The organism is Pedobacter duraquae (genome assembly GCF_004362245.1).
Taxonomy (GTDB): Bacteria; Bacteroidota; Bacteroidia; order Sphingobacteriales; family Sphingobacteriaceae; genus Pedobacter; species Pedobacter duraquae.
Genome location: NZ_SNWM01000003.1, coordinates 593,567 through 618,981, shown reverse-complemented (window position 1 = coordinate 618,981; position 25,415 = coordinate 593,567). Strand labels below are relative to the sequence as shown.

Genomic DNA, 25,415 nt, shown 5'->3' with positions numbered 1-25,415 from the left:
GTAAACAGGTCCCGCTGATAGAATATAAGAAGGATATACTATTTCTTTAAAAGTTCGGCCATTGCTGCACCGATTTCTGCTGGACTTTCCACAACGCGGATACCACACTCAGCCATAATTTTCATTTTTGCCGCTGCTGTATCTTCAGCACCACCAACAATCGCACCAGCATGTCCCATTCTACGACCTGCAGGCGCAGTCTGACCTGCGATGAAACCAACAACTGGTTTAGTACCATTTTCTTTAATCCATCTTGCAGCTTCAGCTTCCATACCACCACCGATCTCACCAATCATGATGATACCTTCAGTTTCAGGATCGTTCATCAATAACTCAACAGCTTCTTTTGTTGTTGTACCAATGATCGGATCACCACCAATACCGATAGCTGTAGTGATACCCAAACCTGCTTTCACAACCTGATCAACTGCTTCGTAAGTCAGGGTACCTGATTTAGAAACAACACCAACAGTTCCTTTTTTGAAGATAAAGCCTGGCATGATACCAATTTTAGCTTCATCAGCAGTGATAATACCAGGACAGTTAGGACCGATTAAACGGCAATCTCTGTCAGCAATATATTCTTTAACCTGAATCATATCCTTTGTAGGAATACCTTCAGTAATACACACGATAACCTTAATACCTGCTTCTGCAGCTTCCATGATTGCATCAGCAGCAAAAGCTGGTGGAACAAATATGATAGATACATTAGCACCCGCCTGATCAACCGCATCTTTAACAGTATTAAAAACCGGCCTGTCTAAGTGAGTTTGTCCGCCTTTACCGGGAGTTACACCGCCAACTACGTTAGTTCCGTATTCTATCATCTGAGAAGCATGATATGTACCTTCATTTCCGGTAAAACCCTGAACTATAACTTTCGAATCCTTATTTACTAAAACACTCATGTATCTATATTTTTTTGTTGCAAATCTAAGCTAATTGGAATGCATTGTCAACTGCAATGCCCACAATAATTCTATTTATCGTAAAATAAAAAAAGCAGGAAGATTGGGTCAGGGATATCAAAAAGAAACGGGGATAAATCCGTAGACCTACCCCCGTTAAATTAACGCTCTCGAAGGCAAATGTAGGAAAAAGATTTAAGGCGCAAAATATTTTTCGCGATTTATTCGCACCTATCCGTTAAGTTACACAAAATCAATGCGTTTAATTAACACAATAAGATTTAAAAATTAGGGCTGCGCTTCTTCGGCCTGTTCGATTGCTTGAGGATTAATCGCTTGCAGGTACTTTTCCTGATCAAATTCACCTTCACTTTTTGCTATCACAATCGTTGCGATCCCATTCCCAATCATATTTGTAATCGCACGGGCTTCAGACATAAAGCGATCCACCCCAAGTAAAATGGCAATATGTTCTACGGGCATTATTTTTAAAGCCGTAAGTGTAGATGCCAGCACAATGAAACCACTGCCGGTAACGCCCGCCGCTCCTTTGGAGGTAACCATCAGGACTGCTAGGACCGACAACTGTTGGCCAATTGATAGGTTGATGCCAAAAACCTGGGTCAGGAATATTACCGCCATAGACAAGTAGATTGCTGTACCATCCAGATTAAAGGAATAACCTGTTGGAATTACCAGCCCCACCACAGACTTATCACAGCCAATGTTTTCCATTTTCTGCATCATACTTGGCAATACCGATTCAGATGAGGAAGTGCCCAACACAATAAGGATTTCCTGTCTGATAAACTTTAAGTAACTCCACAAACTAAACTTGAAATAAATACAGATCGCATTCAGAACGATAAATATAAAAAGGATACAGGTCAGATAAACTGAGCCCATCAGCTTTGCCATTGGCAGGAGCGTATGAATACCATATGTACCAACACTGAAAGCCATCCCTCCAAATGCACCCAAAGGTGCCAGTCGCATCACAGCCTTCATAATGTTAAAGAATACACTCTTAACTTTATCCATACCCCTTAACACACTGTGACCGCTATCGCCCATCTTATTAAGGCCATAGCCAAAGAGGATCGCAAAAAATAAGATCTGCAAAATATTCCCTTCCGTAAAAGATGCGAAGACGTTATGAGGAATAATATGAGTGAAAAACTCCAGCCAGTTGATCTCTTTCGCCTGGTCAGTATAGGTTTGCAGTTTAGCTACATCACCGCCGGCAGGCTTCACACCAACACCAGGCTTCAGTACATTTGCTACCACCATCCCGATTCCTATGGCCAGGGTAGTCACGATTTCAAAATACAGCAAAGCTTTGCCTCCTACGCGACCTACTTTTTTCATATCACCCATATGAGCGATTCCTAACACGATGGTCAGAAATATGATCGGAGCGATCAGCATACTGATCATATTAATAAAACTTTGGCTGATCAATTTCGCATGTGGTGCAAAGCCGGGAAAGAAGGCACCAACAACTACACCGAGTGTGATTGCCAGCAGTACCTGAACAGTGAGGTTAGAGAAAATTTTCTTCATACCCCTAATGATACAAATAATTTCGGAATGTTATCCTCGACTAAGCTACACTGCAGCTATTCCTCCGGAGTTAAACTGGAGTTCATATAGTCTTTTATAATAGCCATCCATCTTGAGCAATTCCTGATGGGTTCCTTTTTCCATGATCTCCCCCTTATCGAGTACGATGATTAAATCTGCTTTTTGGATTGTGGATAACCTGTGTGCTATAACGATGGCGGTGCGACCAGACATCAGGTTATCTATTGCTTTCTGAATTAGCAACTCCGTTTCTGTATCTACAGATGATGTTGCTTCATCAAGTACAAGAATAGCGGGATTATATACCAACGCTCTGATAAAAGAAATTAATTGTGCCTGCCCCGCCGAAAGTGTCGCCCCGCGTTCCATTACGTTATACTGGTATCCTCCCGGCAATCTTTCTATAAAATCATGGGCACCAACTTTCTTTGCCGCATCCACCACTTCTTCCATTGTAATTAATGGATTATTAAGGGTGATATTGTTAAATATAGTATCCGAGAATAAAAAAACATCCTGTAAAACTGTAGCGATATTTTTACGCAGAAAGTTCAACTCATACGCTTGTATCGGCACACCATCTACCAGAATCGTTCCTTTTTGAATTTCATAAAAGCGATTTAAGATATTGATAGTTGATGATTTTCCAGCACCCGTTGCCCCTACTAGCGCTACGGTTTGTCCGCTTTCAACTTCAAACGAAAGATCTTTTAACACATACTGTTGATCGATATAGGCAAACCACACTTTTTGAAAAGAGATTTTACCATTTAGATACTCTGGCGCCAGCACCCCTGTATTAGTCGTAGTTTCTTGTGTATCCAACACTTTGAAAACACGTTCGGCACCAACCATTCCCATTTGTAGTGTATTGAATTTATCTGCAAGCTCCCGGATCGGCCTGAAAAGCATGCTGATATATAGCAGGAACTCCGTGATTGTACCTGGCGTTACATCCAATGGCTTCGCGAGAATACTTTTTGCGCCATACCATACCAATAGGCCCATAGACATCGCCGAAATGATTTCCACTACCGGAAAAAATATCGAATAGTACCAGTTAGACCTGATATTGGCATCACGGTAGCGTGAGTTTATTTTATGAAACTTACGATATTCCTGATCTTCCCGTGCGAAGTATTGGATGATCGAGATTCCGGTGATATGTTCCTGCAGGAATGTATTTAAGTTCGATACTTCAATTCGGATTTCCTGAAAGGCAGACTTAATGGCCTTTTGAAATTTTGCTGTAGCAATCATCAGCAAAGGCAATGGCAACAGCACCATCAGCGTGAGTGCCCAATCGCGATACACCATTACACCAATGATCACAATAACCATCAATATATCTCCAATCAGCACAATCAGACCTTCCGAGAAAATGTCTGCAATAGTTTCCAAATCTGAAACCGTACGTGTGATAAGTTGCCCTATTGGGGTTTTATCAAAATATTTTAACCGCAGCGACATGATGTGGTTAAACACCGCGATGCGCAGGTCTTTAATTGCAGATTGCCCTAATGTGTTGGTTAGCAAGGTATGGCTATACTGAATCACACTCTGTACAATCAGCAAGACTATCATTAGAATAGTCATATTCAATAAACCCTGGTACTGTCCGGTAAGAATATATTGGTCTAGGGTATACTTGATTACGAATGGTCTGACGGGCGCAATCACAGCCAGTAAGATCGTTAATACAATGGCGTAAATAAAAATGGCACGATAGGGCTTTACGTATTGCAAAACTCTTTTGAGCAAATGAACATTTATGACGTCACCGGTTATTTTCGACATATTAATTTACAAAGGGGTAAGTTACTTCAACCAGGTATAATCCACAAGCCGGTACAGACTGGCCAGCGTTACTCCTATTTTTGCTTTCGATAATGGCAGGCAGTTGTGCAGGTGTTATTTCACCATTACCCACACGAATCAATGTACCCACAATAGCACGAACCATATTCCTCAGGAAACGGTCAGCCTGGATTGTAAAAATGAGACCACCATCTGTTTCCTCGAAATCAGCACGCGTAATTTTGCAGTTATTAGTGAGTGTCTGTGTATTGGATTTACTGAAACAGGAGAAATCGGTGAATGATTTGAGCATGTCTGCAGCTTCCGCCATCGCAACCACATTTAAAGGCCCCTTATACAACCAGGACCTATCCAGTTTAAAAGGATCTTTATGTTGATGCAGATAATATTTATAGGATCTGGAATCTGCATGGAAACGCGCGTGCGCATCATCAGCAACTTTAAAAATCCTGCTCACCGCAATGTCATAGGGCAAAAGGGCGTTAATTCCACCAATAGCCGCTACGGCACGATGCGTTTCTATATCTTGCAGATCAAAATGTGCAAAAAACTGCGTTGCATGTACACCGGTATCGGTACGTCCGCAGCCAAGGGTTTGCACGACTTGTCTGAAATACACAGAAAGGGCTTTGTCCAGACATTCCTGAACAGTCAGCGCATTTGGCTGGATTTGCCAGCCATGATAGGCAGTGCCGTTATAGGATAGTTCAATAAAAAAACGTTGCATACTCACAGGCTGCAAAAATACTTTTTTATCATATTAACGCCCTTGTTTTTCTGTCTTTTAATATCTTTGAAGACATTTTTACTCATAACATGATACAACGCATACAATCCATCTGGTTTTTTCTGGCAGCGATCAGTCTGTTACTTTTAATCATCATACCTCTGGTAAGCAAGGCCTACAGTACCACCCAGGTCAGTTTACTCGTTACAGGCATCTATGAGATAGCGGATGGAAAAAGTATAAAAACACAAGATTTTATGGGCTTGTTTATTGGCACAATAGCAACTGCCCTGGTTGCATTGATTAATATTTTCGCCTTCAAAAACAGAACCCTACAAAAGCGGATTGCCACTATTAACATCTTATTGATCGTTGGACTATGCTTCTGGATATTTCAAAGCGCACAACTCCTGGAAGGCGCACTTGCCGGAGCCAAAGTAGAAATAGGCGTTGCATTGCCAGTTCTGGCGATCATATTCCTGGCCTTAGGCATCCGCGGGATCAATAAAGATGAGCAACTGATCAGATCGGCCGACAGGTTGCGTTAGATTTTTCTTTAATTGTCTGATTCAGACAAGATAGTAGTTTATTTTTATTTAGTTAATTACCAAGGAAATACCAATTAATAAGCGTACCTTTGCGGCTTAATTAAAAAAGTTAAAATGAATAACCCATTTAAATTATTGGGGATAAGTGATGACGTTGTTAATGCTGTAAAGGATTTAGGTTTCGAAAATCCAACACCTATTCAGGAGCAAGCTATTCCTGTTTTGTTAGAGGGCAATAACGATTTTGTTGGTTTGGCCCAAACAGGAACAGGAAAGACAGCCGCATTTGGTTTGCCGCTGATTGAATTGATCGACTTTAAGAGCAACAAGCCTCAGGCATTGATTTTATGCCCTACGAGAGAGCTTTGTTTACAGATTGCTAGCGACATCAAGAATTACTCAAAAAACACCCCTGGTGCAAGTGTGGTAGCCGTTTACGGTGGTGCCAACATTATGCAACAGTTGCGTGAAATTAGAAACGGTGTACAAATTGTAGTGGCTACACCGGGTCGTATGTTAGACATTATTGGCCGTAAGGCAATTGATTTCACTAACGTGAAATATGTTGTGTTGGACGAAGCCGATGAAATGTTAAACATGGGCTTCCAGGAAGACATTAATGATATTTTGTCTACAACTCCTGACGACAAAAAAACATGGCTTTTCTCTGCTACTATGCCTCCTGAGGTTAGAAGAATAGCTAAAAACTACATGGACAACCCTACGGAGTTGACTATGGGAACAAAAAACACTGGTAACGTTAATATCGAGCATGAGTACTACATTGTACGTGCAAGAGATAAGTATGCTGCCCTTAAACGTATCGTAGATTTTAATCCTGAAATCTTTGCTGTAGTTTTTTGTAAAACTAAAATGGATACGCAAGACGTCGCAGAAAACCTGATCAAAGACGGCTATAACGCTGATGCTCTGCATGGTGACTTATCTCAACAACAAAGAGATAAAGTAATGCAACGTTTCCGTGACCGCAACATGCAGTTGTTAATTGCAACTGACGTAGCAGCACGTGGTATTGACGTTAATAACGTAACGCACGTAATTAACTATTCATTGCCAGACGAGATTGAAAGTTATACCCACAGAAGTGGTCGTACAGGAAGAGCCGGTAAAACTGGTATCTCTATTTGTATCATCAATTCTAAAGAGATTGGCAAGATTCGTCAGATTGAAAGAATTATTGGCAAACAGTTTACTAAAGCTGAATTGCCTACAGGATTCGATGTATGTGAGAAACAGTTATTCTCTTTGGTTCATAAAGTTCACAATGTTGAAGTTAATGAAAGCCAGATTGAACAATATATCCCACGTATTATGGATGAGTTTGCTGAATTAACAAAAGAAGATGTGATCAAAAGATTTGCTTCTTTAGAATTCAACAGATTCCTGGAATATTACAAAAACGCACCTGACCTGAATGCTTCGGCAGATGACAGAGGCGAGCGTGGTCTGCGCGGAGACCGTCCGGAAAGAGGCTCAAGAAACAGCGAAGGTTATACCCGTCTGTTCATTAACCTGGGTTCTGTAGATGATTTCACTCGTGGAGACTTACTATCTTTTGTTTGTAACAACGGTAAAATCAGCGGAAAAAGTATTGGTAAAATCGACTTGAAAGGTGTTTATTCTTTCTTCGAGGTTGAGGATGCAACTGTTGACTCGTTGTTCAATAACTTTAAAGGTATCGAATTCAACAACCGCGGCGTTAGGATTGAAAAATCTGGCGATGCTCCTGTCAGCACCAGAGGTGGTGGCGGTGGCGAACGCAGAAGTGGCGGTGGCGGATACGGCGGCGGCGAGCGTAAAAGCTACGGTGGTGGCGAACGCAAAAGCTATGGCGGCGGCGCAAGACGTGAAGGTGGAAACAGCGGCGGTGGCTTCAGGGACTTTTCTGGTAAATCCAGAGATGACCGTGGTGGCAGACGCGAAGGTGGAAGCGGAACCGGCGAACGAAGACGCAGATCGTAAACAGATTCTTATAAAAAAAGCTCCCGGAATATCCGGGAGCTTTTTTTATGCCTAATTTACTGGCCTGTCTTTAATCTGAGAAGCTTTCAGGTAAACTTTCCCACCTTTTTTATTGACATAGTATTTCCGGTTTTTACCATCAATATAAACATCTGTTCCATTGGGAGCCATCTTACCCTTGTAAGTTTTATCGGTGATTTTAGAAGCACCTTTAACAGCTACCTCCGCAGTTTTATTACCCACACTAGTAGCGGTTTTATCGATCTTTTGTCCTACTGTTTTCTTTTCCTGCGCCTGGGCAGAAAAGCTGAGCACAGCAGCAATAGCGAGGGTAAGTAACCCTCCTAAATATTTTCTTTTCATGGTAGTGATTTTTCTTAAGAACATCACCTACCAATGATTTGTTTTAGTTCAACTGCTCAGTAAGTAGCCTCATTTCTATTTGTGGCGAATGCTTTTCATATAAAATCGCGTACACCGCCCTGCTAATCGGCATTTCTACTTTATATTTCTTGTTGATAAAATGCATACAGCGTGCAGCATAATACCCTTCGGCCACCATATTCATCTCTAGCTGGGCCGACTTAACCGTGTAGCCTTTACCAATCATATTACCGAAAGTCCTGTTTCTGCTAAACTGCGAATAAGCCGTAACCAGTAAATCGCCTAGATACGCAGACTCCATAATGTCTCTTGTAATAGGATGTACAGCGTTGACAAAGCTGTTGATCTCCCTGATCGCATTCGAAATCAATACAGCCTGAAAATTGTCTCCATAACCAAGCCCGTGACAAATTCCGCTCGCAACAGCATATATATTCTTCAGTACCGCAGCATATTCAGTCCCAAATATATCGTCAGAAACATTAGTTTTAATGGAGCGTGTATTAAGCAACTTCGCAAAGTTTTGCGCAGTATCCACATTCATGGATGCAATAGTGATATAAGAAAGTTTTTCCAATGCCACTTCTTCAGCATGACACGGCCCACTGATTACCAGGATATCCTCCAGAGGAATCTGATACTTGTCGTGCATAAATTCTCCAATGATTTGATTTTCATCAGGTACAATCCCCTTAATAGCAGAAACTATCTTTTTTCCTTTGAGATCTTCCGCAGTCACTTCCGCTAGTGATTCCTTTAAAAATGCAGCAGGTACATTAAGGACCACATATTCCGCCTGACGAATAATTTCTTTGATATTATCGGAAATATGGTTTTCGGGCAACCTGATCTCTACCGAACTAAGATAGTTAGGATTATGGTGATACTTTTGTATGTGGGCAATAGCTTCGGTACTGCGCATCCACCAATAGATTTCTTTCTCCTTAATATTATCTGAAAGCATCTTAATGATAGCGGTAGCCCAACTACCCCCACCAATCATGGCAACCTTTGGTAACATAGTATGTAAATAAAAAATCCCGGCTTAATGTTTTAAACCGGGACAATTTACTTAAATATTATGATTGGCGAAGCCTACTTTTTAGCGGGCGTTGCAAACAGTTGATCTTTAGTAGTTTTTTCTACCTTCATACCGTCTTTCAAGCGATTCTGAATTGCTGAATACGGACCTGAAACTACCTCTGCACCCGCTTTGATACCAGACTTGATGATGATAAACTGATCATTCTGAATCCCTGTAGTCACTTCCACAGATTTCACTACACCGTTCGCATAGGTGTAGATGTATTGTTTAACTGTTTTATCTGTCAGCTTCGATTTCTGTTTATCTGCGCTACCATCGTTGCTTGAAGTTGCAGGGTTTTCATTTGCCTTATCTTTAGCTCCTGTAAAAACCGCCTGGATTGGTACAGATAACCCTTTTACAGACTCACTCTGAATATCTACCGTAGCAGATAATCCTGGTCTGAATGGCGATGGAAGATCTTTAGCTCCGCCTTTCACACCGGAGTAAGAATCAGCGATAATTCTGATCTTAACCAGGAAATTCGTTACCTGATCAACTGAGGTAGAAGCGGTAGTACCCACATCTTTCGATGAGCTTGCAATCTCTGTAACAATACCTCTAAACTTTTTGTCGGCAAAAGCATCAACCTCAATAACGGCACTATCTCCCACATTTACTCTGTTGATGTCGTTCTCGTTCACATCAACGTTAACTTCCATCGAAGTAAGGTTTGAAATACGCATAATCTCTGTACCTGCAAATTGCGCAGTACCCAAGATACGGTCGCCCAACTCAACAGATAATTTGGAAATGACACCATCTACAGGAGCAAAAATTGTTGCTTTAGCTAAATTCGCACTTGCTTCCTGAACATTCGCTCCAGACTGCTCCAGCCCAAATTTAGCTCCAATAACATTTTGTTTAGCACTCTCAAGATTTGTTTTTGCAGTAAGGAATGCTGCCTTCGCGGCATCAAACTCTGCAGCAGAAATCACTTTTTTATTATATAATTCTACATTCCTTTTGTAGGTGGCTTCAGCATTAACAAAGTTACCCTGCGATTGCTTTAGTTGTTGCTCAGACGAAGCAACACTAGCCTTTTGAGAGCTGTAAGATGCTTGAGCTCTGTCAAAACCAGATTTCAACACATCAGGTCTTACTTTACATAGCAGCTGACCTTTTTTTACAACATCACCTTCCTTAACCAGTAATTCTACAACTTCACCAGAAACTTCAGAACTCAATTTCACTTCTGTTTCAGGCTGTATCTTACCACTCGCCGTCACTGTTTCAATTACTGTTCTGTCTTCGGCTTTCTCAACGGTCACCTTTTCGGTCTTTTCTCCACCGATAACTCCGGCAAGCTTGAGGCCAATCAATAGGGCCACTAATATTCCGATTGCAATTAGTATGTGTTTTAGTTTCATTGTATTTTGTTTGTTTTATTGTTTAAGGATTGGGAGCGTAAAATAACGTTTATATTAGAATGCGATTTGTTTACCTAAATAATAATCTATTACTTTCGAACGGAACAGTAAGTCGTATTTTGCCTGTATAAAATCTGTTTCAGCTTTATTTCTATTGGTTCTGGCAGTATTGTAGTCTAATGAATTTACAAGACCTACATTATACCGTTGCTCGATTACGTTGAACGCATCTTTCTGTGCATTGAAAGTATTTAATGTAGAGCTATATCTCGCATCTGCTGCACGTAAATCGGCAATTGCCTGTGCTATAATTTTATTCAGCGTATTTTTTGTCAGTTGCTCCTGAATCACATATCCCTCATAACTGATTCGCGCTCTTTTTACGTTCGATCTTACATTGTAGCCGTTAAAAATTGGGATGGAAAGACTAGCTCCAATATATTGATTGAAACGCTGACTCACCTGGTCAGAAAAACTACGTTGAGGATCTGGATAATCAAAAATATAAGAATAAGAAGAACCTAAACCACCGTTTAACGACAAACGAGGATATCTCGCCCCTTTGGCAATATCGATTTGTTTTTCGGCAGCCTGACGATTTAACTGAGCCAGTTTGATGTCGGGGAAGATAGCTAATGATGAATTATAGACTTCATTAACATTGTAACTTTTCTGGGCGTAAACGATATCTTGTATTGTTGGTGCTACAACTTTGTAATTTTGAGAGTCAGCACGCATTTCCATAAGCTGCGAGAGCGTCAAGTAGGAAATTGTCAGTTGATTTTGTGCATTGGTTACATTCAACTCTGCAGTAGCAACCTGGGCTTTTGCCTGGGAGATATCTGCCAGGGTCTTATTTCCTGCATCAAGCAGGGCATTTTCACGCGTCAAGGTCTGCTTTGCAACAACCAGTTGCTCCTGAGAAGCCTTTAACAGATCTTCGTTAAAAACAACCTGAAAGTAAGAAGTGACTACCTGTAACACAAGATCATTTTTAATTTTATCAAGATTGCTAGCTCCAGCCTCCAATAAGATCTTATTTTGTCTGATCACATTTACCTTAGAAAAACCATTAAAAATATCAACACTCGTAAAAAGGCTACCATTTGTAGTAGAAAGCTTTTGGTTGATAATCTGGAATGTATTTTGATCCTGTGAGCGACCAAAACTGATATTATCTGACAGTGTACCATTTAATGTCGGAAACAATGCTGCGCGTGATTGCGATAAGTTAACATCTGCCGTTGCCACATTTAAAACACCCTGTTTGATGTTTAGATTATTCTGCAGCATCCGCTCAATAGCCTGCTGAATGGTCAACACCTCCTGAGCTTGTGCAGAATTACTGATCGTGCTACCGAGAACGCTTAGCGCAAGAATACAGGCCAGCTTTGAGAACAGTTTATTGGTAAAAATCATTTTCATAATTATAATTTCAAATAGTATAAATAAATTCCTCTTGTTTCTTTTTGAAGGCTAACCGGTACAAATCCTTACATTTGAATATGTATCTGGTTAAATCTCCCTTGCTGTTGAAATGGTATTACCCATCGCTGACCTGGCATAAATCCCGCAGAGAAAAAGCTATTTATTTAACCTTTGACGACGGACCTATACCCGATGTTACAGCGTTTGTTTTAAAAACTTTAAAATCGTTTAATGTTAAGGCGACATTCTTTTGTATTGGCGATAATATACGTAAACATCCTGAACTCTTTGAACAGGTTTTAGCTGATGGACACCGGGTTGGAAACCATACCTACAATCACCTGAAAGGTTGGAAAACCGATACTGCAGATTATCTTGACAATTTCAAAGGCTGTCAGCAATTGATGACCACATCCCTATTCAGGCCCCCTTATGGAAGGATAAAAAAGAAACAAATCGATGGGATCAGGTTGCTCTTGCCAAGCACGGAAATTATTATGTGGGATGTGCTGAGCGGCGACTTTGATCAGGGTCTCAGCCCTGATGGTTGTTATCAAAATGTAATTAAGCATACTACTAATGGGTCTATTATCGTTTTTCACGATAGTTTAAAAGCTTTTGAACGTGTGAAATACGCCCTCCCTAAAGCCATTGAGACTTTACTTGAAAAGGGATATATTTTCAAAACACTGTAACCCAAGGTTAAGCCAGTTTCAAGAACATATTTAAAAAGCTAAATATCAACAACTTAAAAGAAGTGATCATTGTGAGACCGTCCATTCCTGAACACCACTGTCCGGTAACGAACTACGTATTTGATCAAAAGCTAAAGGCTCAAATTATTTAGAACTTGTATAAATAATATAATGATCTGCAGATGATGGCCGACCCCTGTTTTTTTTCGTAAATTCGCTACAATTATTAAAATATATTACCTTTTAACCCATATTATCAATGGCTTTTGATATAGAAATGATCAAAAAGGTGTATGCAAACTTTGCTCCGCGTATAGAAGCGGCCCGCAAATTAGTAGGCAGACCTTTAACACTTTCAGAAAAAATCTTATACACCCACCTTTGGGATGCGAATACGAATACCGCTTTTGTTAGGGGTACAGACTATGTAGATTTTGCTCCTGACAGAGTAGCGATGCAGGATGCAACTGCGCAAATGGCGCTTTTACAGTTTATGCAGGCAGGCAGACCGAAAGTTGCGGTTCCTTCTACTGTGCACTGTGATCACCTGATCACTGCGAAATTTGGTGCAGAAACAGATTTACCGGCAGCAAACACAGAAAGTAAAGAAGTTTTTGATTTTCTTGCTTCGGTATCAAATAAATATGGTATCGGTTTTTGGAAACCGGGTGCTGGTATTATTCACCAGGTTGTTCTGGAGAACTATGCTTTCCCAGGCGGAATGATGATCGGAACAGATTCACATACCGTAAATGCGGGTGGATTAGGGATGGTTGCTATCGGTGTTGGTGGTGCAGATGCCTGTGATGTTATGGCTGGTTTGCCATGGGAACTTAAATTCCCTAAATTAATTGGAGTTAAGCTTACAGGAAAACTGAATGGCTGGACTTCTCCTAAAGATGTGATCTTAAAAGTAGCAGGTATCCTTACTGTAAAAGGTGGTACCGGTGCTATCGTTGAATATTTTGGTGAAGGCGCAACAAGCATGAGCTGTACCGGTAAAGGAACAATTTGTAACATGGGTGCTGAAGTTGGTGCAACCACTTCTACATTCGGTTATGATGAGAGCATGGAACGTTACCTTCGAGCAACAAGTCGCGCTGAAGTAGCCGATGCTGCAAATGCCATCAAAGAACACCTTACTGGTGACGCTGAAGTATATGCTGATCCTGAGAAATATTTTGATCAGGTAATCGAAATTGACCTTTCTGAGCTTGAACCTTATCTGAATGGCCCTTTCACACCAGATTTGGCTACGCCAATTTCAAAAATGAAAGAAGTAGCGCTCGAAAACGGATGGCCAATGAAAATTGATGTGGGTCTGATCGGTTCTTGTACAAACTCTTCTTACGAAGACATTTCAAGAGCAGTGAGTATCGCGAAACAAGTGGCCGAAAAAGGTCTGGTTTCAAAAGCTGAATACTGTATCAACCCAGGTTCTGAGCAAATCCGTTACACCATTGACCGTGATGGATTCCTGGATGTGTTCAAACAAATCGGCGCTAAAGTATTTACTAACGCCTGCGGCCCATGTATCGGGATGTGGGATCGCGTAGGTGCCGAAAAACAAGAAAAAAACACCATCGTACACTCGTTTAACAGAAACTTTGCTAAACGTGCTGATGGTAACCCCAATACTTTTGCTTTTGTAGGATCTCCAGAATTGGTTACTGCAATGGCTATTGCCGGAGACTTGAGCTTCAACCCATTAACAGATACATTAACCAATGATAAAGGCGAGCAAGTTATGCTTGACGAACCTTCTGGATACGAACTTCCTGTTAAAGGATTTGCTGTTGATGACGCAGGTTATCAGCAACCTGCTGCCGATGGAAGTGGCGTACAGGTATTAGTATCTCCAACATCACACCGTTTGCAATTACTTGATCCGTTTGCAGCCTGGGAAGGAACAGACCTTAAAGGCCTGAGACTACTCATCAAAGCAAAAGGAAAATGTACTACGGATCATATCTCTATGGCTGGTCCATGGTTGAAATTCCGTGGTCACCTGGATAATATTTCCAATAACATGCTGATTGGTGCTGTCAACTTCTATAACGACAAAACTGACGATGTTAAAAATGCACTGACTGGCGAATATGGACCTGTTCCTGCTACGCAACGTGATTACAAAGCCGCAGGCCTTGGATCAATTGTTGTTGGCGATGAGAACTACGGTGAGGGATCAAGTCGTGAGCACGCTGCAATGGAACCACGTCACCTTGGTGTAAGAGCAGTACTTGTAAAATCCTTTGCAAGGATCCACGAAACAAACCTTAAAAAACAAGGTATGCTTGGATTAACCTTCGCAAATAAAGAAGATTATGATAAGATTCTTGAAGACGATATCATTGATATCGTTGGTTTAACAACCTTCAGTCCTAATGTTCCTTTAACTGTTGTACTAAACCACGCAGATGGGTCAAAAGACGAGATTGTAGTAAATCACAGTTACAATGCACAACAGATCGAATGGTTTAAAGCAGGTGGTGCTTTAAATATCATCCGCCGTCAGGTTGTAGCAGAATAGTTAAATTGATATTTTGAACTCCCGCCAACAGCGGGAGTTTTTTTATGTCTAAGAATTTAGAAAAGTACGGAACCAGTGTCCGGAATCTTTCACCGTACGCTGTTGGGTCTTAAAATCTGTATGCACCAGGCCAAAGCGCGCATTAAACCCTTCGGCCCACTCAAAATTATCCATTAACGTCCATGCCATATAGCCTGTTATAGGCATGCCCTCTTGTTTTGCCTTGAGTACGGCAGAAAGGTATTCCTTGAAATAAGCAATTCTCTGTTCGTCAGCCACTACACCATCGTTCAGGTGATCAACATATGCCGCGCCATTTTCGGTGATCATGATGTTTTTGATGCCAGGATAAGCAGCAAACTGCTTAATAACCCTGTAGAAGCTTTCCCCATTAACCTCCCAGCCCATATAGGTATGGGGTTTCTTTCTGCTCTTTGCCTTTACCTCCCAAGCTTGTACAACGGGAACAAACGCATTATATTTAATGGTTAGTGGAAAGTAATTCTGTAAACCTATAAAATCAAACTCAAAACTCAATCGCTCTTTATGCCTCCAAGTCGAGTGTTGCACCGCAAAGCGTTCCATCACATCCCAATCCATTTCAGGAAAGCCCATGCCTAGCGTCGGCTCAACAAACAAACGGTTTACCAGGCAATCAACTCTTTCGGCCGCCAGCACATCTGAATCTCTGTCAGTGTATGGAATAATCTCTGAGCAGGAGAAAGTAGTACCAATATTCGCATTTCTGATCTCCGCCCGAAGAATTCTTCCCCCATCTGCCTGCGCAATTGCAGCATGTTGTACAGCAGAGAAAAAATTTGTTAATCCGGTTTTTCCAGGAGCATGGATACCGAGCATATACCCTAGTGAAGTAAATCCAAACGGTTCATTCAAAACAATCCAGTTCTTTACCTTGTCGCCATATTGTCTGGCACAAAACTCAACAAATTCGTTAAAGGCATTATTAATGCTAAAAGCGGTCCAGCCTCCCATCTCTTCCAGCACCTCCGGCAAATCCCAATGGTATAAAGTGATATAAGGCATAATCCCGTTAAGTAGACATTCGTCAATCAGATTATGATAAAACCTAACCCCCTCCCAGTTAACCGCCGATCGCCCCTCAGGGAAAATTCTGGACCATGCTATAGAAAAACGAAATATGGAGAACCCAAGATATTTAACCATCGCAACATCTTCCCGGTACCGGTGATAGAAATCGCAGGCATCCTGAAGCCTGTGCCCATTTTTAATTTTACCAGAGCGTTTTGTAAATGTATCCCAAATGCTAGGTCCTTTACCATACGACTCAGACGCCCCTTCAATTTGTGCTGCCGCTGTGGCAATACCCCAGCTAAAATCATTTCCAAAATCCGAAGCTTTGACCATAGTTAATCCAGTTTCTGCAAGATGGCGATATGATGTTAATTCAGCGTTAAGCCAATTTCTTTTAACAGCAGTGCCGCATTAAAAGTCCGACAAGGCCCGTCTTTTAACTTATAATCAAATTTCATTTCTCCTTCAGCAAGCTGTATATCGAAATGGTAATTACGGACAGCGACAGGGTATTGCTCCGTCATTTCTGACAGCTGTAAATCATGCGTAGCAAACAAAGCCGGCGTATGCCGATCAATAAGCCGTTCTATAAAAACCCGTGAGCCCAGGAACTTATCTTTACTGTTCGTTCCCCGCAGCATCTCATCTATAAGAACCAAGGCATCAGGATATCGATCGATGGAATCTAAGATCATTTTCAGCCTGTTCAGCTCGGCTTTAAAAGTTGAAGTCTGATCATTCAATGAATCTTTAATACGCATATAAGAAAGCAGATTAAAGATCGATGTCTGCATCTCCCTGGCGCATACAACGGATCCCGCAAATGCCAACACCATGTTAATGCCAACTGTGCGTAAAAATGTACTTTTTCCCGCCATATTAGACCCTGTGATGATATCTGCAGTGGGCTGAGCATTGAAGTCGTACGAATTAACAACCCTGCGTGCTTCAGCAATCAGCGGATGGCCCAGATCCACAACGTGTAATTTGAAAGTCGAAGAAAGTTCTGGAAAAACCCACTCAGGCTCGTTGTGACTGAGCGTCGCAAAAGAAATAAGCACCTCGAACTGACTAATCCTATATAGTCCATGCACAAGCTCAGTTGCCGAAGCAGCATACCACTGATCTAATCTGATCGCACAACGTAAATCCCATAGGAAGAATAAATTTAAAAACCCTCCCACAATCATATTTAACCGTGCATCGAATGCATTGATAATGCCTGATAGTCGTTTAATCTGCCCACTCACTACACCTTTATCGGCATCGTTACTAAAAAAATCTATTATATATTTACTCTTCCAGTCCTTACGCTCTGTCCATTTAACAGCACTAGAAAAAGCATTAAGCAATCCAGAGCTTCCACTAAACCCAAGATATACCGCATTGATCTTTTTAAGTTGCGAGAGGGTAAATATAAAATTGAACATCAGTACAACCGACAGGATATTCCAAACTTTACCTCCGTAGATAGCGGCAAGTATAAATGTTCCAATACTAAGTAATGGTACTACCGCAGTATAGAAGCGGATAAATCGATGACGAGTAAACTGCAACTGCTCGGGCAACTGATTCTGAAGTTTATGAATAATTACATCGATCTGTGTAGGCTTATGCCCTTGCAATTCTGCCCGGAAAGTAAATGTACTTTCAATTTCCTGTACCACTTCTTGTATTGCTTCCTGTCTGGCTAGTATAGTCCCCATCTCAGCGGGGCGCCCTAAATTGTCTGCAAGCAGTGCCAATCCGCTATGTGTATTACACCGATTGATCAATGCATATAAAGATCCCGATCCATAAATATCAAGGTCTGATGCATAATGGTGCGCTTCGTTATCATAGCTATCCCCATTAGCGTACCCATTTGTCTTTCCCTCAATTACATTGATTTCATTTTCAAAAACCCAGAGCAAATTTGTATGATAGCTGAGGAGGTGTTGGGTATCCATTTGCTTTTTCACCAGATACATAAAAAATATAAGCGGCAAAAATAGCAACACACCAAATAGCAGAGAAAAACCAAAATTGATGATCAACGCAATCAAAATAATCTCTATCACGAATAACCCAAGTCGGGAAAAGGAAATAGTGTTTAACTTGGATTTTAGCGATTTAAGTAGTTCCTGTTGTACCGCTTTGTGATTTTGATAACCAGTTAAGACGCTATCTTTTGTTTTTACCATATCTTTGAGTTTTACGCTGACGAAGACGTAAATATAAGGAATACGGCAGGATGACCTAGAAATAATTATAGCCTGCCAATAATCAGTACAATTATGAAGATAACCCTGTTAGTGGTTGGGAAAACAGAAGACAAGTATCTCCTGGAGGGAATGGAAAAATACCTGAACAGGTTAAAACACTATATCAGCTTTAACCTGGTAGTAATTCCTGAACTTAAAAACACAAAAAATCTGACCGAAGCCCAGCAAAAAACCAAGGAAGCTGAGAGCATCATGAAGCAGTTGAATAATGCTGATCAGGTTGTGTTATTGGATGAGAAAGGCAAAAAGTATACCTCGGTATCATTTTCTAACTATTTGAACAAGCAAATGATCGGCAGTGTGCAGCACTTGGTTTTTATCATTGGTGGCCCTTATGGTTTTCATGAATCGATCTACGCCAGAGCCAACTCCAGCCTTTCTTTATCAGACATGACATTCTCACATCAAATGGTTCGTTTATTTTTTATAGAACAATTATACAGGGCTTTTAGTATATTAAAGGGAGAACCGTATCACCACGAATAGTAATTTGTGGAATTTCGGATTTAAGAACATCATAATAAAAAAGGAGGAATTATGCAGTTGGGCGATTTCAAAAGAAAATACAATTACAAAAGTGATACGTCACAGTACAAAGGAAGTTATACTTTGGCGATAATTATATCGATCGTAGCGTTTGTGCTGATCTGGTATTTTCTATAGTAGGAGACATAAAAAAACCGGATACATGATCCGGTTTTTTTAATATTAAACGCCTTTCTTACTCGTCATGTTTGCCTTTTTCGCAGGCTGAGCAGTCTTACTTGGTGCCTTAGCATTCGAAGGTTTCGCAGCAGCCTTAGGCTTTTTGTCAGTTTTTTCTTCTGGCTTTGCAACATCTGCAGCAGTAGCTTCTGCTGGTTGCTCAGTAAATAAAGGAAGATCCTTTAATAAGTGAAACCAGGTTACAATTTTTTTCATATCCGAAGTATATACCTTCTCAGTATCATGCCCGGGAGCAACTTCTTCAAAAAATGTTTTTAACGTTGCACCGTCAGCCTTAGCATCAGGAACATTTCCTTTAGCCGCAGCAATATTGGCAAGTACGTCTACCAGTTTCAGATCTTCATCCTCACCATACACCGTAATATCTTCCAAAGAAGCTAATTTGGTGGTGGATATGTTGGCTACGATTTTTACTTTTTGCGCATCCAGACCTTCCAAAACATAACCTGCCTTGTTTTGTCCCACCAGTTTAAATAAACCCGGACGTCCTGATACTGCTACTATTCCTCTTAAATTCATATGATTCTTTTCTAAGAAGTTACAGACTAGTCTTCTGTTACCTCAATTGTCAAAATTTTATCTCCTTGTCTGATTGAATCAACAACATCGACATTTTCAATCACTTTACCAAAACACGTATGGTTTCTGTCTAAATGTGCAGTATTGTCTCTGCTATGGCAGATAAAAAATTGTGACCCGCCAGTATTTCTTCCAGCATGTGCCATCGATAATACACCGCGATCATGGTATTGATTCTCTCCTGTTAATTCACAGTCAATTTTGTATCCAGGGCCTCCAGTACCAGCCAAATGTGCTTTAGCAGGATCTTTTGAATTAGGGCAACCACCCTGTACCATAAAGTTAGGGATAACACGGTGAAAAGAAATACCGTCGTAAAAACCTTCTGTAGCCAGTTTTTTAAAGTTAGCAACTGCATTAGGTGCATCCTGATCATAGAACTGTACAGTCATGTCGCCTTTTTCTGTTTTTATTATTGCTTTGCTCATAATTGTCTTATATAAATAAAAGGCAAATTTAGTAAAATGAAATGAAACCAACATGATCTTCAGCCTCACATTCGCTGTTAATCACTATATTGTTTCTATATTCATCAGCATACCCTATTTTAGTGCGGGCAAACAAAAATTATGAACTGCAAAAAATATCTCCTGTGTATTCTTTTATCGCTTTTCTGTTCTGCGCTGAAGGCGTCTTCCATTCTTATACAGATGGACGAAGAACAGAAAAATCACCTGAAGGCATATGGCATAGCCTTTTGGAGTATCAAACAAAATGCCGATGTGAGTTGGCTTTTAAACTATCGGGGTGGTAGTTTTCTGATCAGATACAACAAGACTGTAGAAGATGAATGCAAAACGAGGGGCGTTTCTTATGAAATTTTGCCTGACGGGAAAGTTACACTCCTGCTCAATGAGATAAGTGATCCCTCCGTTAATATGGAAATGGTAAAATTGGAAAAAGCACCGAAAATTGCTGTATACTCTCCTAAGAGCAAGCTTCCATGGGACGATGCGGTAACGCTCGTGCTTACCTATGCGGAGATTCCGTATGATGTCATCTATGATGATGAAGTACTAAAGGATAAGCTTGCCGGATACGATTGGCTCCATATGCATCATGAAGATTTTACGGGTCAATATGGCCGATTTTGGAGTGCCTTTAGAAATGCATCCTGGTATAAGGATGATGTAGCCAATCAGGAAGCTACCGCAAAAAGAAATGGCTTTAAAAAGGTTTCTGAAATGAAGCTCGCTGTAGCTCAAAAGATCCAGGGCTTTTGTACTGGAGGTGGTTTTCTTTTTGCTATGTGCTCTGGTACAGACAGCTTTGATATTGCGCTTAGCGCTGCCGGCATCGATATCTGTGCGAGCATGTTTGACGGGGATGGTGTAGACCCAAATGCGCAGGCCCGGTTAAACTTTAACAACACCTTTGCATTTAAGGATTTCAGATTAGATCCCAATCCAGCAAACTATGAATTCTCCGATATTGATGTTACGCAGACCAGAAATCTGACTCAGACAAATGATTACTTTACACTATTCGATTTCTCCGCAAAATGGGATCTCGTACCAGCAATGCTTACTCAAAACCATGAAAAAGTAATCAAGGGTTTTATGGGACAAACTACTGCATTCCGTAAAAACCTGGTAAAAACCAGTGTCACCGTACTAGGCGAGAACAAAGGCGCTTCAGAGATACGATACCTGCATGGCGAGGTTGGCAAAGGACAATTTACTTTCTACGGCGGACACGATCCTGAAGATTATCAGCATGCGGTTGGTGATCCACCAACAGACCTTAACCTCCACCCCAATTCCCCCGGATACAGGTTAATATTAAATAATGTTCTTTTCCCGGCAGCGAAAAAGAAACAGCAAAAAACTTAATCGTAGAAGTTCCAGCGTACGCCAAATTTCAACATACGGTTTGGCGTAGGATACTTATCTGTAAGGTAATAGCCTTTAGATTGAAGCCCCTGATTAACGTAATCATATTTTACAAAAATATTTGCCTTCCGAAGTGATGCCCTAAGAAAAACATCTACCACAGGTTGGGTATTAAGTTTATTTCCAGCGCTCGTTAAAAAAAACTGGCCGGCCGCAGGAGAATAGCCATAAGATTCGAAAGGTGTGTTGTATTTTACATCAAATCCTATATTGGTGCGTAGCACTTTAAAAACAGTCTGGTCTACATAAAAACTGTGGAACGTATATATCTCTGGCGTCCTCAATACTGAGGGTTGGTCTGTCTTCTGATAAACGAGGTAACTCTCCAGATAGAATTTCCCAACATTGAATTTCTTACCCGCAGTAATTTTCAACATATTGATATTACCGGCCTGATCAGGGGCAATAGTGGTTGTGTTACCAACCTGTTTAAAGTACAGGTAATTATTGATGAGATAATACTGCGCGCCAACATCAAGTTTCAACTTATCGTTTAAATAGTTGAAAGACATATTCAACGTTTTAGTGCGCTCAAAATCATTCACCCAATTATAGTGATTACCAAAATAACGGTTATAGACCTCTTCAGGGGATTTATTCTGCAGATAAGCACCGAGTACGATCCTACCGATTGAATTACTCAATAACAAATTACTCTTGGCTTCATATAAAAAATCACCGATCTGGCGTCCCTGAACAATTTGCTGTACATCAACGTTCAAATCAATTCTGTTACTGAACCTGTACCCAAGATTACCAAGCAACGAAGTGTTCTGGAATGTGTTCGTATAGGCATAGTAATTTTGAAGATTCGCATACCGCGCGTATTGTGCGTAGTTGTAGAAATCATGCCTGATACCGACATCTAATTTCAACTCATTCTTTATAATAGAGCTCGATTTACCGCGAAGGAAAAAACTGTAAATAAACTCATTCTGAACATGTTTATAACGCGTAGTGTCACTCGTAAAAACAGAATCAATTAACCCTCGCGGAATTGCCAAATGGGTATCATTTTCGTCCTTGATAAAGTTATAGGCATTCTGGTCATAAGTAAGTGTATACGTAACCTTATTCGTCGGTAATATTTTGGACGTGATTTCCTGAGCCAACGTATCAATCCTACCCACAAAATAGCTTTGCTTGATCATGAAAGATTTCCTGCGTGACAGCTGCCGGGAAGCATTCAGGTTTACATTTTCCGCATCAGCAGTAATATTGCTGGGTGTTGTGAAAATCTGGGAATTGGTAATCGCACCATTTTCCTGAGCTTTAAGCGTATTGAATATTGCGTTTACCCACAAGTTATAGCGTTTGCTTGGCGACTGGTACCAGGTGAAAAACGCCCCATTAAGATCATCGCCCCGCTGTCTGGCATAGATCCCATCGGCACCGATACGATTGTAATTTAAGCCAATGTTCCAGTTTTTCTTAATATTCTGAGAATGGGTAACCTTAAGAATCTGCTCCGCCTGGCTGCCACTCAGGTAATAAAGGCTGGTAAAAGGTGTCCGTGCCTGATAATACAAAATATCATCATGGTTCATCTGATAGTAGTCAAGCGCATGGAATCCAGCATCAAAACCTATAGTCTTTGAAGGTTCAAAAAGCATTGGACGTGCAGCAAGTCCAAGATTCCCAATGTTTACAGTCGGATGCCTGGGTTGTGCAAGCACACTGAAATTCTGTATACCCCGCATACTAGTATCAAGCGGCAATGTCTGAATGCTGTCTTTAGTTAATTTCAGCGTGGTATAACGGATATATCTTGAGGTAAATACCACCGAATCAGAAGCACTATCCATCTTTTTACGCAAAGAATCCAATTCCTTATTGTCGCCAACAGTGGTTTTTAAATCCTGCGCATGCAACCGCCCGCCAATAAAAACACAAACACAGCACAGAAAGTAAGCTAACTTCTTTGACATTATAACGCTTTGATTAACTCGCTCAGGATTCGCGTCATCTTTGGTTCAGCGATACGTGCAGTCTCCAGTATTTCCTCAAGACTAACTGGTTCTAATACCTCCGGGAACCCTTCATCTGTTAGTACAGAGATCGCAAAGACTGGCAATGACATATGATTAGCAACGATCACTTCCGGTACTGTACTCATACCGACAGCGTCACCACCGATGATCCGTAAATAGCGGTACTCCGCCTTTGTTTCCAGATTCGGCCCGGTCACGGCAACATATACACCCTGGTGGCAAATAATGTCTTCGGCTTTTACAATTTCCAGTGCCTTGCTGATCAGGGCTCTGTTGTAAGGCTGACTCATATCTGGAAAACGAGGCCCCATATCAGCATCGTTTCTTCCTCTTAGTGGACTTTCAGGCTGTAGATTGATGTGGTCGTTGATGACCATCAGATCGCCTTTCCTAAAATCAGGATTTAATGAGCCGGCAGCATTTGACACAAATAGATGCCCGATACCCAATGCTTTAAGTACACGGATAGGGAAGGTGATCTGCTGCATAGAATAACCTTCATAATAGTGCAGCCTTCCTTGCATGGCAACTACCCTTTTTCCATTAAGTATACCAAAAATCAGCTTGCCCGAATGAAACTCAAGCGTGGAGATCGGAAAATTCGGTATATTGGAATACATCAGGCTAAATGATACTTCAATCTCATTTACCAATCCTCCCAAGCCTGTTCCCAGTACAATGCCTACTTCAGGTTCAAACTGGTTAGTTTTCTGTTTAATATATTGTACGGTTTCGTGTAGTGTTTGAAACATAGGTTAATATTGTTTTGTCAAATAGACCAGCATCCTCGGGACTCAGCTCCATCTGGATCGGTAAATAAAATACGGGTAAATTTACGAGTAATTCTTTGATTGCACCACCTAATAAACGCTTTGAGTCCTTTTCTGTTGTGATGATGATTTTTTCCTTTTCTGGAGCAGATCTGAATGCCTCTGTTAACTGCTTAATCTCCGCTACAGTAAAAACATGATGATCAGGAAAGCGAAACTGATCCAGAACTTCATAGCGTGATTTTATATAACTCAGCAGCGGTTCTGAATTTGCTATGCCCGTTAATAGAAACACCTTTGGTGTTACTGGTACAGGCAAGTTTATTCGGTAAACGGGCACAAGGCTACCGTATTTTATGCTCGAAAAGTAAACTGGCTTATGTTCGGTTTTATTAAATTTGTTGACTAACAGCTCACGTTCCTCAACACCAGAATCAGGACATTTGGTAACCAAAATAACATCCGCGCGCCGATATCCTTGAAAAGGCTCTCTTAAATTTCCGGCCGGCAACATCCATTGCCTCCTCCTCAACTTACTGAATTCAAAAAGCAATAAACTTAGCCCCGGCAGAACACTTCGGTGTTGAAATGCATCATCCAAAATGATTAAATCGTGCGTATCGCGGAGCAACTTAATGCCTTTTACCCGATCCTCACATACGGCAACTGTTACATTTTTAAACTTATGAAAATACTGCAGCGGCTCGTCTCCAATAGTATCTGCAGTTGCCAACTGATCGGCTAGCAGGAAACCTTTCGTTTTTCGTCCGTAGCCGCGACTTAAAATAGCAATTTTATACTGTGATAGTAAACGGACAAGGTATTCTGTCGCCGGTGTTTTGCCGGATCCTCCTACAGCAAGGTTCCCTACACTTATCACCGGAAGGTCAAATTGAAAAGAACTGAAAATACCCCAATCATACAGCTTGTTTCTGGTAACAATCACCAAAGCGTACAATAAAGAGAAAGGAAGTAGGATAAAACGTAAATAAGTCAGCATGTGCAGTTCCAAAAATAAACATTATTACGCGTTTTGCCTATACCCGAACGAACAGGATGAAATGGATCAGTCAGCTAC

Annotated in this window: 21 protein-coding genes; 6 read left to right on the top strand and 15 right to left on the bottom strand. The window is 41.0% G+C overall.

Annotated elements, in window-relative coordinates:
• Positions 1-38: 38 nt before the first annotated feature.
• The 4 genes from sucD to truA all read right to left on the bottom strand — a co-directional run bounded on the left by sucD (position 39) and on the right by truA (position 5,040).
• On the bottom strand, positions 39-911 hold the full coding sequence (gene sucD, locus CLV32_RS14210) for a succinate--CoA ligase subunit alpha (protein ID WP_133556628.1): 873 nt from the start codon (positions 909-911) through the stop codon (positions 39-41).
• A gap of 288 nt (positions 912-1,199) precedes the next feature.
• Positions 1,200-2,474: a C4-dicarboxylate transporter DctA gene (dctA, locus tag CLV32_RS14205; RefSeq protein ID WP_133556626.1), complete on the bottom strand. Its 1,275-nt coding sequence runs from the start codon at positions 2,472-2,474 to the stop codon at positions 1,200-1,202.
• Between the two features lie 45 nt (positions 2,475-2,519).
• Positions 2,520-4,292: an ABC transporter ATP-binding protein gene (locus tag CLV32_RS14200; protein WP_208111010.1), complete on the bottom strand. Its 1,773-nt coding sequence runs from the start codon at positions 4,290-4,292 to the stop codon at positions 2,520-2,522.
• A gap of 1 nt (position 4,293) precedes the next feature.
• A complete protein-coding gene (gene truA / locus CLV32_RS14195; RefSeq protein ID WP_133556621.1) occupies positions 4,294-5,040 on the bottom strand; it encodes a tRNA pseudouridine(38-40) synthase TruA in 747 nt (248 codons plus the stop codon).
• Positions 5,041-5,129: 89 nt separating this feature from the next.
• Between truA and CLV32_RS14190 the strand changes: the two genes are divergently transcribed.
• The gene (locus tag CLV32_RS14190) at positions 5,130-5,588 is read left to right on the top strand and encodes a DUF4293 domain-containing protein (RefSeq protein WP_133556619.1); all 459 of its coding nucleotides are present in this window, start codon (positions 5,130-5,132) and stop codon (positions 5,586-5,588) included.
• 114 nt (positions 5,589-5,702) lie between these two features.
• Entirely contained in the window at positions 5,703-7,571 is a 1,869-nt protein-coding gene (locus CLV32_RS14185) for a DEAD/DEAH box helicase (RefSeq protein WP_133556617.1), read from the top strand.
• Positions 7,572-7,622: 51 nt separating this feature from the next.
• Here the strand turns inward: CLV32_RS14185 and CLV32_RS14180 are convergent, their stop codons facing one another.
• From CLV32_RS14180 to CLV32_RS14165, 4 genes are all read right to left on the bottom strand, one after another.
• Positions 7,623-7,934 carry a hypothetical protein gene (locus CLV32_RS14180; RefSeq protein ID WP_133556616.1) on the bottom strand — a complete coding sequence of 104 codons (312 nt, stop codon included), beginning with the start codon at positions 7,932-7,934 and terminating at the stop codon, positions 7,623-7,625.
• Between the two features lie 43 nt (positions 7,935-7,977).
• Positions 7,978-8,976: an NAD(P)H-dependent glycerol-3-phosphate dehydrogenase gene (locus tag CLV32_RS14175; protein WP_133556614.1), complete on the bottom strand. Its 999-nt coding sequence runs from the start codon at positions 8,974-8,976 to the stop codon at positions 7,978-7,980.
• A gap of 74 nt (positions 8,977-9,050) precedes the next feature.
• The gene (locus CLV32_RS14170; RefSeq protein WP_133556612.1) at positions 9,051-10,409 is read right to left on the bottom strand and encodes an efflux RND transporter periplasmic adaptor subunit; all 1,359 of its coding nucleotides are present in this window, start codon (positions 10,407-10,409) and stop codon (positions 9,051-9,053) included.
• 54 nt (positions 10,410-10,463) lie between these two features.
• Positions 10,464-11,834, bottom strand: a complete 1,371-nt coding sequence (locus CLV32_RS14165) for a TolC family protein (protein ID WP_133556610.1) — start codon at positions 11,832-11,834, stop codon at positions 10,464-10,466.
• A gap of 80 nt (positions 11,835-11,914) precedes the next feature.
• Here CLV32_RS14165 and CLV32_RS14160 point away from each other — a divergent pair, with 80 nt between their 5' ends.
• On the top strand, positions 11,915-12,532 hold the full coding sequence (locus CLV32_RS14160; RefSeq protein ID WP_133556607.1) for a polysaccharide deacetylase family protein: 618 nt from the start codon (positions 11,915-11,917) through the stop codon (positions 12,530-12,532).
• Positions 12,533-12,791: 259 nt separating this feature from the next.
• On the top strand, positions 12,792-15,062 hold the full coding sequence (locus CLV32_RS14155; RefSeq protein ID WP_133556605.1) for an aconitate hydratase: 2,271 nt from the start codon (positions 12,792-12,794) through the stop codon (positions 15,060-15,062).
• A 48-nt stretch (positions 15,063-15,110) separates the two neighbouring features.
• On the opposite strand, the gene CLV32_RS14150 is transcribed toward CLV32_RS14155, so the two are convergent.
• Both CLV32_RS14150 and CLV32_RS14145 read right to left on the bottom strand, forming a co-directional pair.
• Positions 15,111-16,448: a GH1 family beta-glucosidase gene (locus CLV32_RS14150; protein WP_133556602.1), complete on the bottom strand. Its 1,338-nt coding sequence runs from the start codon at positions 16,446-16,448 to the stop codon at positions 15,111-15,113.
• Between the two features lie 35 nt (positions 16,449-16,483).
• Entirely contained in the window at positions 16,484-18,298 is a 1,815-nt protein-coding gene (locus tag CLV32_RS14145) for a MutS-related protein (protein WP_133556600.1), read from the bottom strand.
• Between the two features lie 93 nt (positions 18,299-18,391).
• Here CLV32_RS14145 and rlmH point away from each other — a divergent pair, with 93 nt between their 5' ends.
• Positions 18,392-18,865: a 23S rRNA (pseudouridine(1915)-N(3))-methyltransferase RlmH gene (rlmH, locus tag CLV32_RS14140; RefSeq protein WP_133556598.1), complete on the top strand. Its 474-nt coding sequence runs from the start codon at positions 18,392-18,394 to the stop codon at positions 18,863-18,865.
• Positions 18,866-19,087: 222 nt separating this feature from the next.
• Here the strand turns inward: rlmH and CLV32_RS14135 are convergent, their stop codons facing one another.
• Entirely contained in the window at positions 19,088-19,624 is a 537-nt protein-coding gene (locus tag CLV32_RS14135) for a DUF5606 family protein (RefSeq protein ID WP_133556595.1), read from the bottom strand.
• 26 nt (positions 19,625-19,650) lie between these two features.
• Entirely contained in the window at positions 19,651-20,112 is a 462-nt protein-coding gene (locus tag CLV32_RS14130; protein WP_133556593.1) for a peptidylprolyl isomerase, read from the bottom strand.
• A gap of 222 nt (positions 20,113-20,334) precedes the next feature.
• On the opposite strand from CLV32_RS14130, the gene CLV32_RS14125 reads away from it, so the two are divergent.
• On the top strand, positions 20,335-21,516 hold the full coding sequence (locus CLV32_RS14125) for an asparagine synthetase B (protein WP_133557166.1): 1,182 nt from the start codon (positions 20,335-20,337) through the stop codon (positions 21,514-21,516).
• Here CLV32_RS14125 and CLV32_RS14120 read toward each other — a convergent pair.
• From CLV32_RS14120 to lpxK, 3 genes are read right to left on the bottom strand one after another with little or no spacing between them, the layout of a single operon-like run.
• Positions 21,513-23,504: a putative porin gene (locus CLV32_RS14120; RefSeq protein WP_133556591.1), complete on the bottom strand. Its 1,992-nt coding sequence runs from the start codon at positions 23,502-23,504 to the stop codon at positions 21,513-21,515. The two genes, CLV32_RS14125 and CLV32_RS14120, sit on opposite strands and share 4 nt — an antisense overlap.
• Complete coding sequence (locus CLV32_RS14115) at positions 23,504-24,319, bottom strand: purine-nucleoside phosphorylase (RefSeq protein WP_133556588.1); 816 nt, start codon at positions 24,317-24,319, stop codon at positions 23,504-23,506. The genes CLV32_RS14120 and CLV32_RS14115 overlap by 1 nt, the downstream gene beginning before the upstream one ends.
• Complete coding sequence (gene lpxK / locus CLV32_RS14110; RefSeq protein WP_133556586.1) at positions 24,282-25,337, bottom strand: tetraacyldisaccharide 4'-kinase; 1,056 nt, start codon at positions 25,335-25,337, stop codon at positions 24,282-24,284. The genes CLV32_RS14115 and lpxK overlap by 38 nt, the downstream gene beginning before the upstream one ends.
• Between the last annotated feature and the right edge of the window lie 78 nt (positions 25,338-25,415).